We start from the raw sequence: 12701 nt of genomic DNA, 5'->3' as shown, positions 1-12701 counted from the left end.
CCGAGAACACTTTGCTAAATTATATTACACATCTTCATTCAGGATCCCAGACTTGGGTGACCTTCGTACATGGTGCGGGAGGAAGTTCTTCAATATGGTACAAGCAAGTACGGGAGTTTAAAAAACACTTCAATGTACTTCTTTTGGATTTAAGGGGGCATGGTAAATCTAAACTTTCCTTGGGCGATGCGCTCGACGAAAAATATGATTTCGATAAGATTACCCACGATATTGTTGAGGTCATTGATTTTCTTGAAATCGAAAAATCACATTTTGTAGGTATTTCTTTGGGTACGGTACTGATCAGAAATTTGGCGGAAAAGTTTCCAGATCGTGTGGCGAGTATGGTCATGGGCGGAGCGATCATGCGTTTAGACCTTCGATTTAGAATGCTAATGGCTTTCGGTAGTTTGTTTAGGTCGCTGGTGCCCTATATTTGGCTTTATCGTTTATTTACGTTTGCCATTATGCCCGACAGCAATCATAAGGAATCAAGATTGCTTTTTGTTCGAGAGGCCAAGAAATTGTATCAAAAAGAGTTTGATCGATGGTATAGATTAGGTTCGCAAATAAACCCTTTGCTCCGTTTCTTCAGATCTGTTGACCTAAAGATTCCTACTTTATACGTGATGGGTGGTGAAGATTATCTTTTTCTGCCTTCGGTAAAGAAAATGGTTCAAAAAAGTAAGACATCCAGTTTGTTGTTGGTAGAGCACTGCGGCCATGTGGTCAATGTTGAGCAACCAAAGCTCTTCAATGATATGGTAATAGGTTACCTTTCCCAAGAAAACTAAGAGCCTTACTATTTCAAAGTACTGCTGGGATGAAGAATATTTTGTTTTTTTCTTTGTTTTTATTGGCTCCGATTTTGGTGAATTCGCAATCGGAAGTATGCAATTGTTGTTCAGAATCACATAAAGCTTTTGATTTTTGGATTGGAAAATGGAGGGTCGTCAACCCAAATGGGTCCATGGCCGGTTCAAACACTATCGAGAAGATACAAGATAATTGCCTCTTGCTGGAGAATTGGGTCGGCACAAGCGGAAATACGGGAACCAGCATGAATTATTATAATTTGAGCACAAAGCAGTGGGAGCAGCTTTGGGTAGATAATACAGGTAGTCTTATTAAGCTAAAGGGCAATCGTTCGGGTAACCAGATGATACTTTCATCCGATACATTTACCCGTTCCGATGGTACTGAATATGTGAATAGAATAACTTGGACATTGAACGATGACGGAACGGTACGCCAGCTTTGGGAGTTGCTCGAAAATGATAAAGTAGTAAACGTTGCTTTTGACGGCCTATATTCTAAAATGGAATAATTAACAATAGGTTGGTGAACACATTGAAAAACGACCAGCTTTTTGCTGGTCGTTTTTCTTGATTATTACGATTTGATTGATGAATTTAAAGCTTGATGTAAAATGCAGCCCTGATTATAATGATAGCTAATTCAAATAATCACCCTAAAAATGAGACAGAAGTATATTTTTAGTAGTAGATCCTCAGGGCTGCTTTACAGTTTTGTTTTTAATTGATAAACCAAAGAAACCAACTAATCCTATAATTCAAGGAAATACTTATAAACCTTTCCACATCCGACAATTATTTACGCCTGTTTTACCCTTTTGAACCATTTCTTTCCTACCTTGATTTTTGTATAAAAAGCTTGTTTTTAGGCATATTAACGGTAAATAATTGGATTGATTATGATTACATTAAATAGATTTTTTATGGTTCTGACCCTTCTTTTTGTTTTAGGGCAAACGCAAGGTAATGCACAAGCACTTTCTCAGGCGGCGGGCAAGCAAAGTGGCCGAGTGCCATGGCTTGATGATCTCTATAGGACCATATCGAAGAAAAATGCCGAAAAGGAAAAAAACAATCCCTATTCCGAAATTGCCAAGGGTTCTCCTTACTTTGACAAAGACTTCAAAAAAGGGGCTGTTTATTATAATGCCAATTTTATCGGAACGCCCTATTTAAGGTACGACGCTTACAATGATGAAATACAGATAAAAAAAACGTCGCTTTCTGAAGAAGAATACGGGGCATTACTGAAGAGCAATGAACTCTATTGCATTATGGATAGCAAACGGATCGTATACCGAAGTTTTAATGGTTCGGATGGGATAGAGAAGGGGTATCTAAAAAATCTTGTAAACAGCGGAAAATATTTTTTGTTCGTTAGAAGGGTAAAAAGGTTTCAAGAAGGAAGAACTTCCGTGAATTCCCTGGCCGCCTCGGTCGATTCCAAGTTTATCGATGAAACCGGTTATTATTTTGGCAAAGAAAATGAAACCGAGATGCTTCAAAAAATAGTAGCTGGCAGACGACAGGTTCTTGGTCTTTTCGATGCCGGTGATAGAGCCGAACTAAAAGCGTTCATTAGAAAGAACAAACTGAATCTTAACGCCGAAAATGATTTGATGGCATTATTTTATTATGCAAACACCCTAAAAAAGTGATTGCGCCGAACGACTGATCATCATTATTGATGATCGAACAAGAACAGAAACCGTTTATAAACTTCCTGCTTAAATAGGCCTCTCACGATTCTCCTCGTCACACGCTGATTAGATTTGGCCAACCGCTTATTTTAAAAAATAATATATAAAAACTATGGCCGTTCCTTGCAAGGAACGGCCATAGTTTTTTACTCTACACGCTGCCCGTATAGCCCTGAAGCTATTGGGCACGATCACACCAGTTAGTGATTTAATTTACACATGGATCAGGATTTGGTCCATATTCACCATAAGCCCCATCCGGCGATGTAATCGAAAACACATGCTCCTCTTCAAAGGCACCGCTCGTATAGGTGATCACTAGGTTTGAGGTTCCGGCAGGAACTTCAATAGTGTGCACCGTGCCGTCACCCGTAGCCGTATAAACTGTTGAAACACCATCGACTTCGAAAGTTAGGAAAGCGCCGTCCCAGCCATCTCCGTACAGATCCACCATATCCACTATCCAAGTACCGGCAACGGTGGCATCAGATATAGGGGCGCATTTTATCGTAAGCGAAAAGTTAAAGGCATTGAACATGCCAGGGCCTCTCGAATCACCATTAAGATTGGCAAAAGATGCGGTTTTGCCATTGGTGCCGACAGCGGTCGCCGTAAAATTAAAGGTGTCCGCTGCAAGAATTTCACTTGTTTCGATTCCAAATGCGGCAGCTAAATCGGCTAGTTTCAGGTTAATATCGGAAGGGAACGATGTTAAGGTCACGATTGGCACAGGGCCCGTTGTAACACCTTGCGATACTCTTGTCGCCGAAAGGTCATAACTCGCGATATTGCCCCTAGGAGAGTCGATAGTAATCGAATATGCCGAATCTGGATTGCTGGTATCGACTACACCATTGTTCACCGTAAGAGTCGGAAAAACGCCATCATTTGCCCGATCTTCATGGATTATCCATGGGTCTTTTTCATCGTCTTGACAGGAAAATGTACCCATTAAAACGAACAAGCTTGAAATTATTATTAATCTTTTTTTCATGATCTTATTGAATTTATTTGAATTAGTCGATGAAATCAGCTGGATTCGTATCCCAAAAAACCTGTACAGAAATCGGTTTTTGGCTTACACTTGAATTTTGGTTCACCAAGTTATCAGGGTATGGAAATGTTCTCATGAATACTCCAGGATTTGGCTGAATCGTAGGCTGCATGTTCGGCAACCCTGTCCGTCTATACGTATTATAGGCCTCTACTCCATTTCCAAAAAGGGCTATGAAATATTGTTCGATTACGATTTCCAATTTTCCGTCAGCATCTGCGGCATCGTAATCTGCCAATACTTCATTCACATAGGTATCTATATCTCCTTCGGTAGGAATGAAAGAGGCAGCTTCAGAAGCCAACCCTGAACCAAAGTCCATTACAAAGGCGATCGACTCCCTCATACCATTTTCAAGATAGACCTTGGCATCACCCGTGGTGCCCAAGGTAAGCGCCGATTCGGCCAGCATAAAATCTACAAAAGAAGACATCATGATCGGTGATATTCCGGCACCTTTCAAACCAACGTTTCGATTAAGTTGAGGTGCGGCGGTATCGTCGTCAAATGGTCCGCCGACCGGATATACGCCATGCAGGGCCACCAACGCATCATCGGGTGGAATACCATCGTCATCGCCATGATCTCGGCCCCAATACCCGCCGTCTACCGTACAGAAAACCTCGTCGGCAGCGTAATGGGCGGGAGCGGTCTCGATAACACACTCTTTGGTCTGGTTGTTCGCCGCAGAATAATCAAGTTCTTGACGATAAAAATAATAACGAATCCTAGGGTCGGGAATGGACCTGTCCAAAGCCATTAAGCTCATGTACCAATTGCTTTGATAATCGGTTTTTCCGGCGTCAAATGCATCTGAGTAAATAGGGTGCCTACTATCAGGATTGGCGTCGACCGCCGAATATTGAAAGTAAAAACTATCGGCCCCGGTATCCATCAGATTTCCATCGGCGATCAGCGTGTTGATTTTTCCACCTGCCCCAGAATCTACCAAACGTGTTTGCAGGTAAAGTTTTAATTTGAGCGAATTGGCGAGTTTGATCCATTTAGATTCATCGCCCCCAAAGAAAACATCACTGGCCGGTGCTGCAAACTCTTCTTTATTGAAATTGTCGATTGCAGTTGTGAGCAACTCGTCAATTGCCGCATAAATATCGGCTCCTGAATCGACCGCTGGATTAAGGTTTTCGGAACCTTGCAATGCCGAAAAATAAGGTATGTCGCCAAAATAATCCACCAAGGTCATCACGATGTATGATTCAAGTACCTGTGCCATTCCTACGTGGGTGTACAATTCCAACTCTTCAGCAAGCGGTATCATCGTGCGCACATCGATCAAAACATCGGAATAGGCATCTTCCCACATCTCGTCTGTACTTTGGCCCGTATAGGCATTGGAATATTGATTACCGGCGGTCATGGCAAGCAAACGACTTACTTTTGCACCAAGTTCATTGGCACCATTTTCATTATCGGTGTTGTCCGATTCATAGAAAAATACGGTGCCCAATTGAATGTTGTTCAAAAACAGATCAATATCGGCCTGATTTGGTGTTAAAGCGTTGGGGTTATCCAATATTTTAAGCTCGGTACTTTCGCAGGCACCAAGTACGAAAAGGGCCCCTAACAAAGCTTTACCGTTTTTGATATGCTTGATTATATGTTCGAATATTCTTTTCATCTTTATTTTTTTTAATTTTTAGAATGTGGCTTTTAAACTAAACCCGTACCGACGCACACTAGGGCCTGTAATGAAATCTATTCCTAGACCATTTCCAACCCCGGTACTTAAGGAGTTGGTGTCAAATCGGATATCATCAGGAAAGTTCACGGCCTTATACCAAACATTGAAACCTGAAACGGTGAATGATATACTGCCAAAGGGCGTTCTGTCCAAAAATTTGGATGGCAGACTGTAGCCTAAGGAAACTTCGTTGAGTCTAATTGTTGAGCCATCGAATATCCAGAATTCGTTCGCTCCCCCGATACCATAGACATCGAACCCTAAGTTAGTTGCGGTAATCTGAATATCGTTGGGTGTGCCATCTTGTTTGACTCCAGGAAGCAAATAAGTCGCCTCGCGATTAACAGGGTTGTCCAAGTCTACAACTCCACGCCCAGTGAAGGCGGCAACCGAGGTCGAGAATATATCTCCACCATGTCGGTATTGCCAGTCCATGTTGAAAGACCATCCTTTATAGTTTATTCCACTGTTCAAAGCGGTCGTCCAATCTGGGTTCGGGTCACCAATGGGTCGAAGTGTTTCATCGGTCAAATAGGTGCCGTCTCCGGCTACGACTCTATTGCCACTGGCATCAAGTTGTACGGTACTTCCCAATAAAATGCCATAAGGCGAACCTTCAACGGCATAATTGGCCGCATATCCGGTCACCGCCTGGGTAAGAAGAATCTGGTCAACACCTTCGGGTAACTCCGTCACCGTTGATTCGTCGGCGTAGAAATTACCACCGATGTTCCATGAGAAATTACCTCCTTTTCTGATAATGTCAAAGTCATAGTCCACCTCAAGACCCTTGACTTCGAGTTCACCTGCATTGATACGTGTCACGGTAAATCCTGTGGCATCATCAAGTCCCTGATCGGTAATCAGGTCGGTGGTGGTTTTCTTGAAAACACTGACGTTTAAGTTCACTCTATCGAACAATCGCGAATCCATACCCAACTCCAGTTCTCCGACGCGTTCAGGCTTTAAATTAGGATTACCAAGTCGCCCGGAAACGGAATTTCCTGAAATTACCCCACCTTCGCCAAGGTCATAGGCCCTTGATGTAAGTGCCAATGTATTTCGAGTACTATATGTAGGTGGGAAACCAGCAGATGACCCATAACCAAAACGAACCTTTAGATAGTTCAGACCCTTATCTGAACTTAAACCTTCGAAAGCCGTTGTCGGTACAAACGAAATACTGGCCCCGGGATAGAAAAGTGAAAAGTTATCGGTCTCTAGTGTAGAGGTCCAGTCATTACGTGCGGCCACGTTCAGATATAGAAAGTCTTTGTAACCTGCGACAGCTTCCGCATAGATACCTACCGTATTCCTTTCACTTTGAAAAGCAATGTCGGTATTTGAAAAACTGTTGACCGTAGAGTGGTTCACAAAGTTGTAGTGTTCAAGAATGCCAAATGCCAACTGCTGGGTGCTTTCAACGCCATCCCTTTTAAAAAGCTCCCTTCTCGAAGTCGCTCCAAGGTTACCACCAAAGTTCCAATTTTCGCCAACATCCTTATTTGCCGTAAGCAGCAAGGTATGGTCCCAAATGGTGTTGTCTACATTTGATGTTCTAAGTATACCTGTGGTATTCCCATCGACACCTCCTCGATTTTGTCCATAAAAGTTGGTTTCGGTGTATTGGTCAATACCCAATCTATAAGTTGCCGTGAGCCAATTGTTGATTTCATAGATACCACTGACACTGCCAAAGACCCTTTTAATATCTTGTTTTACCTTGGAGTTGGCTACCGTCCATCTCGGATTCTGAATGTCATTACCCGCGCGATAATATACACTTCGACCATCTGCAGCTTCAAAAGGAAGGCCGAACAAATTCACACTTCTTGGTGTATACATCAAGTCACCGAAAGCGGAACCACCATCAAAACCTGACCCGGAACCAAAACTTGGTGCTACAGGAGGAGACGTGTAACCCGTTACCGCGTAGTTCAAAGTACTTGTAAATTTCAGCTTATTGCTTAGCTGGGCATTACCACCAATACCGAAGTTGTTTCGAATCAGTTTATTTCCCGGGGTGACCCCGTTGTCAACGAGATGTGAATAGTTCAAGCTGTAATTCACGTTTTCAGAACTACCGTTGACACCGACAGATGTTGTGGTCGTCGTACCGGTTCTGAAAAAATCTTCAACGCTATCATAAGGTTGGTATCTGTAAGGTTCATTGGCGAGTTCTTCAAAACCTGCTACCAATGTCTGATCGGCGATTCCTAGCAAAGGCCCGTTGACCAAAGTCGTGCCGTCTCCGTCAATTCCACGAAAATTAGGATTGGCACTTAAATCACCTTTAAACGAAGGTCCCCAGTTACTGAAAAAGAATCCGTAATCTTGATGAAACCCTCCGCCGTAGTTATCTTGATATTTCGGGATGATCGCCGATGAAAAAAACGCTGATTGCGTCAGCGATACCTCGAATTTTTTGTTCGTAGCCCTAGCGGAACCACCTTTCGTATTAATAAGGATTACCCCGTTACGGCCAGCTTCACCATATAATACGGTGGCACTAAGCCCCTTAAGCACGTTGACACTTTCTATTGAGTTGGGATCCAAATCTAAGAATCGGCTCGATTCGGTAACGTTGTCCAGATAATCGGTCTGATTGTTGGTGCCGCCATCAAAGGGCACACCGTCAACGATAAACAATGGTTGGTTGCTACCACTTATCGAGGTGTAACCGCGAATTACAATGTTGGTACCCGACCCTGTGACCCCATTGGTGGCAGTTATGTTGACCCCGGCCGCTTTGCCCGATAGTACCCGACCTAGGTCGGCTTGGGCATTTTGTTCAAGATCGTCGCCATCAACCTTGCTAACCGCGTATCCTAAAGATCTTGATTCTCTTTTAATACCTTGAGCGGTAACCACGACTTCTTCGAGAGCTTGTGCGTCTTCTTCCATCGAAATATTAATGGTATCGGAAGCACCTACGGTCTGTTCTTGTGTTTTAAGACCCAAATATGAAAAAGTGAGAACGTCACCTTCATTGGCGTTGATCACATAATTTCCATCAAAATCCGACTGTGTTCCCGTGGTCGTACCCTTGATTAAAATATTAACTCCCGGTAATGGAACACCGTCCTGATCCGAAATTGCCCCGGAAACAGTTTTTTCTTGTGCAAACGCCAATGATATACATAGCGAGAATATCAAAAGCATCCAATTACTCTTTTTTCGCATACTTCATGTTTTAAATTAATTTGAGTTTTGTGCCCTTCGGTTCAAGAACATCTTGTATGTGTACATTATAAAAGCTATAAGGGCTATCCAAGCCGCTTGCTTTGAGCCGTTTTCACATACGAACCTTGTCTCAAACCTTGTTTACACCTTTAGTTCAGGAATCAAATTAACAGGCTCTTAACATTAAAGAAGGAAAGACCTATAAACGTTTACCGTGCCGATGAAGATTTACCGGAACTTTACCCTCAAAAACAAAATCATCGATTTTTGTTATTTTTAGAATACCATGATGATTTGATAATCGGTTACCGTTATTGACGTCAGAAGCTCTGGTGATCGAGTAGATTACCTATATAGAACAAGGGTGGCGACCAACATTTTCAAATCGATGGCATCGAATGGCGAAGAAGTTTTTGTAGGTGGATTACGACGTTTTTTTCAAGGGAAAATTTAGGGGCTATAGACGGGTAAAATCATTATCAAATGTCACAATAGGGTATTTTGACAAAAAACGGTCGTCATTGAGATTTGGCATTATTCTTGATCGCGCTAGGAAAGGATAAGAACTGAATTCCCGATGAAGATTTACTTCGATATGATGCTTTATACTGCTTCCAGAACCTTCCTCTGATACTCGCTGGGCGTTAAGTCGGTTTCTTTTTTGAAAGCTTTGTTAAAGGTTACCTTGTTGTTGTAACCTACTTCGTAGGCAACATCAATAATATTCATGTTCTTTTGATAGTTGTGGTCCAAGATTGTTTTTGCCTCTTCGATCCGATATTTGTTGACCAATTCGTGAAAACTGATTTCAAAATGTTCATTTATGACCTGTGATGCATTGTGACGTGTTGTATTCAGCCGCTCGGCCAACATGCCAAGGTTAAGGTCGCTTTCCTTATATATTTTCACTTCATCAAAAAGATGTAGCAACTGTTCTCTCAATTCATTTGAGAGACTTTGGGTAAGCCCAGACTTTTCGTATTTGAAGAACAATCGGTTGTCGCTTGAATATAGGCCGCCGAAAACACTGGGTTGCACATTGGCTGAATACCCAAGATACATTACCATTAAGGCCATGAATACGATGGGCGTATGATAAATGATGCCTGAAAAAATATGGTTTACAATGAGTATACCGTAAAGGGCATAGGTGACGATATATAACACATGGAGCCCATAAATATTCTTTTGCCAAGTCTTATTGTTGCTTGAAACCTCTTTTATATGTTTCGATTTCAGGTACAGTTTTCTGATAAAAAAGCCATAGGTGGCCAATGACACAAGTTTTAATACGACGATGGCCAACATATCCTTTGAATCTCCCGCATTTTGACCCAATTCGGCACTTTCTAACATAATGTGCAACTTTTCCTGACCTGAAAGCCCATATATGGGAATTATGTAGATAAGAAAAAGTAGTGTTGGCAACAGATGCAATAGGTCTGTCTTTTTAAAAGTGTACTGCTGCGTTATTCTCTTAAAATAGAAATAGAGCAAGGGACCGTATAAGAATGAAAACGAAGTCGACATTAAATACGAATGGGGGTACTGGTACTGATAATTGGATATGTTGATGCAGATATTGAAGATGAAAATCGAATGTATAAAAATAAAGGCACTGATCAAAATTCGAGCTACACGGTCGATTTTTCTATTGAAGTTTATGATCAAGGCGATATAAAAACCTATCAGGGCTACATACAAATACAGAAATGACCAAATGGTGAATTTTGGGGTATATTTTTGGAGAAGGGACTTGAATTCGCTCGAATTCTTGACTTGAGAGAAACCGTCTTGTGTGAATATTCCGGTATCAAACTCTATGGAAAGATAATCTTCTATGAGATCCACGGTCTTGGCAGGGTGGTTCAACGAGGCGTGGCTAATGGCCAGCTTTTTTAAAATAGGTGCCTTTTCAATGCCGTTGTGCGCAAGCACTTTTTCATAATCGACAATGGCTTGCTCAAATTCTTCCTTTTGAAAGGATTCGTTGGCCTTTGTTAGCAATTCCTTCGAAGGGCTATCGGTTGTTGTAGAAATATCTATTGAACCGCGCTGTGGCTCAAGGCCATTGACAAACTGAACTAGGGGTATAGACAGTAAAACAAAGAATACTAGCTGTCTCATTGAGATTGATTGATTGATGATTGATGAAGCCTGAATTAGCTAGGCTTAAATTAAAGAATTAAATCATATGAAATCTTAAAAAAATGTCAAAACAGGTAAGTCCCGATAATAATTTACCTTTAAAAACAACTGAAAATCAGTACGTACACTGGCTAAGGAGTCCATAGGACCGCATTCATATCGGAGTTTAAATCAGCCATATATTTTGGATCATAAATAAAAAAACCGGTGCTCCCACCGGTTTTTTAACTAACTAACTCAAAAAATACTAACTCAAAAATATAGTAAAAGGTCTTTGATATGCGCTTAAAAAAGGTGTTTGTCAAGGTTTACGACGCCACCTATTTTTTTAACGGAAGATGTATTGATTTAGTATCTAAGGGTGATGGAATATTTTGATTTTCAATCCTGTTGGCCAAAAACCCTACGTAACAAATCCGTTGTTCGTGCCGAAACATTGGTGCGAATTTCCTTTTCCTCGACCGCAATCATCGTGTAAACACCGCGAAGTGCTTCCTGTGTCACGTAGTCGGTTAGATCTGGATTCACTTTTTTTGTTAAAGGTATGTTGTTGTAGCGCGTGATTAGGTTGTTCCAAATTTCGGCCGCACCGACTTTATCGAACGATTTTTCTATCTGGGGATGGAATTTCTGATATAAGGCCTTACTTGTAACGTTGCTCAGGTATTGCGTGGCGGCATCGTCATTACCCAATAATATGTTGCGCGCATCTTCAAAAGTTATGCCCTTGACGGCATCGACAAAAATAGGGGTCGCTTCGCCCACCGCATCTTCGGCGGCGCGGTTCAGTACCCTGAGACCTTCATCGGCAAGATTTCCTAGTCCAATATCCCTCAGGGTTTTGTCGACTTTTTGAAGTTCTTCCGGCAAAAGTATTTTGACCAACTCATTTTTGAAGAAGCCATCGGTCTGGGTGAGCTTGCTCACTTGCCTATCGATACCTTTGTCAAGTGCTTCCCGAAGTCCGTTTCCGATTTCAAAATTACTAAGGCCCTGGGTTCCTTGAGGCAACTGATTCACTACTTGTTGCAATTCGCCACACGATGTCAATTGCAGGGCAAGTGAAATGAGAATGATTTTTTTGACCATATTTTCTATTTCGTTTAACATGCTTATTGCATGTAACTTACTTACGAGAAAATGACCGTTTTATTGTTGTAGACCATTGTTTTTCGTTGCACATGCAATTTAACGGCCCTTGAAAGCACGATTTTTTCTAGATCCCGGCCTTTTGCAATAAAATCTTTAATGGTATGGGCATGCGAAACGGTGGTCACATCTTGTTCTATGATAGGCCCGGCATCAAGGGCTTCGGTGACATAATGGCTGGTGGCCCCAATAATCTTGACACCTCTTTCGAAAGCGGCATGATAGGGTTTGGCCCCGGCGAAAGCAGGCAAAAAAGAATGGTGTATATTAATGATTTTGTTCGGGTAGACATCTATTAACCGTTTGCTTACGATTTGCATATAGCGGGCCAATACGATAAAGTCGACATTGTATTCCTTCAAGAGTCTTAGATGTTCGTTTTCGGCCTCGGCCTTATTATCAGTGCTTACGGGAATATGGTAGAACGGCACATCGAACTGTTCGGCAATATCGCTCAAATCATCATGATTGCTTACTATGAAAGGAATATCAACTTCAAGCTCGCCCGATTTGTACCGACTTAACAAATCGTATAGACAGTGGTTGTATTTTGAAACAAAGATGGACATTTTAGGCATGGTAGTATCTAAATGCAGGCTCCATTCCATATTGTACTTATTGCCCAACGTATCTTCGAACTCCTTTTTAAATTGTGGTATGTCAAGAATATTTTTTTCGAAATCACTTTGCAGGCGCATAAAGAAAACATTGGCTTCTTTATCCACATGTTGGTCGAGATAAATGATGTTTCCGCCTTTTGAATGAATGAACCCGGTAACGTTGCTGATAATACCGGCTTGATCCTGACAGTATATTAAAATGGTCGTTTTCAACTGAGCCTGTTTTTGAAATCAAAATTAGACAATTAGTAGTGCGAAGCTTTTGCTGATGTTATTTTTTGTTAAATCTGAATCGTAATACGATTTTATTTGCGATTTCCTTAAATTGCC

Annotated in this window: 9 protein-coding genes; 3 read left to right on the top strand and 6 right to left on the bottom strand. The window is 41.6% G+C overall.

From position 1 onward, the window contains the following. Nucleotides 1–11 precede the first annotated feature (11 nt). The 3 genes from ACEZ3G_RS01130 (at nucleotide 12) to ACEZ3G_RS01120 (ending at nucleotide 2473) form a co-directional block, all read left to right on the top strand. Nucleotides 12–794, top strand: coding sequence for an alpha/beta fold hydrolase (locus ACEZ3G_RS01130; protein ID WP_432423642.1), 783 nt, complete (start codon nucleotides 12–14; stop codon nucleotides 792–794). 29 nt (nucleotides 795–823) lie between these two features. Then, nucleotides 824–1327 carry a hypothetical protein gene (locus tag ACEZ3G_RS01125; protein WP_432423641.1) on the top strand — a complete coding sequence of 168 codons (504 nt, stop codon included), beginning with the start codon at nucleotides 824–826 and terminating at the stop codon, nucleotides 1325–1327. A 411-nt stretch (nucleotides 1328–1738) separates the two neighbouring features. Beyond that, on the top strand, nucleotides 1739–2473 hold the full coding sequence (locus ACEZ3G_RS01120; protein ID WP_432423640.1) for a hypothetical protein: 735 nt from the start codon (nucleotides 1739–1741) through the stop codon (nucleotides 2471–2473). Nucleotides 2474–2723: 250 nt separating this feature from the next. Here ACEZ3G_RS01120 and ACEZ3G_RS01115 read toward each other — a convergent pair whose 3' ends face one another. From ACEZ3G_RS01115 to purU, 6 genes are all read right to left on the bottom strand, one after another. Continuing rightward, complete coding sequence (locus tag ACEZ3G_RS01115; protein WP_432423639.1) at nucleotides 2724–3509, bottom strand: hypothetical protein; 786 nt, start codon at nucleotides 3507–3509, stop codon at nucleotides 2724–2726. A gap of 22 nt (nucleotides 3510–3531) precedes the next feature. Beyond that, a complete protein-coding gene (locus ACEZ3G_RS01110; RefSeq protein ID WP_432423638.1) occupies nucleotides 3532–5208 on the bottom strand; it encodes a SusD/RagB family nutrient-binding outer membrane lipoprotein in 1677 nt (558 codons plus the stop codon). 18 nt (nucleotides 5209–5226) lie between these two features. Continuing rightward, a complete protein-coding gene (locus ACEZ3G_RS01105) occupies nucleotides 5227–8454 on the bottom strand; it encodes a SusC/RagA family TonB-linked outer membrane protein (RefSeq protein ID WP_432423637.1) in 3228 nt (1075 codons plus the stop codon). 603 nt (nucleotides 8455–9057) lie between these two features. Beyond that, on the bottom strand, nucleotides 9058–10581 hold the full coding sequence (locus tag ACEZ3G_RS01100; protein WP_432423636.1) for a helix-turn-helix domain-containing protein: 1524 nt from the start codon (nucleotides 10579–10581) through the stop codon (nucleotides 9058–9060). Between the two features lie 402 nt (nucleotides 10582–10983). Continuing rightward, nucleotides 10984–11691 (bottom strand): DUF4197 domain-containing protein, encoded by a 708-nt coding sequence (locus ACEZ3G_RS01095; protein ID WP_432423635.1) that lies wholly within the window; start codon nucleotides 11689–11691, stop codon nucleotides 10984–10986. Between the two features lie 41 nt (nucleotides 11692–11732). Continuing rightward, complete coding sequence (gene purU, locus ACEZ3G_RS01090; RefSeq protein ID WP_432423634.1) at nucleotides 11733–12584, bottom strand: formyltetrahydrofolate deformylase; 852 nt, start codon at nucleotides 12582–12584, stop codon at nucleotides 11733–11735. Nucleotides 12585–12701: the final 117 nt, after the last annotated feature.

Source organism: Meishania litoralis (assembly GCF_042611095.1).
GTDB lineage: Bacteria > Bacteroidota > Bacteroidia > Flavobacteriales > Flavobacteriaceae > Meishania > Meishania litoralis.
The sequence above is the reverse complement of the archived record's forward strand: the minus strand, read 5'-3'. Positions and strand labels throughout refer to the sequence as shown.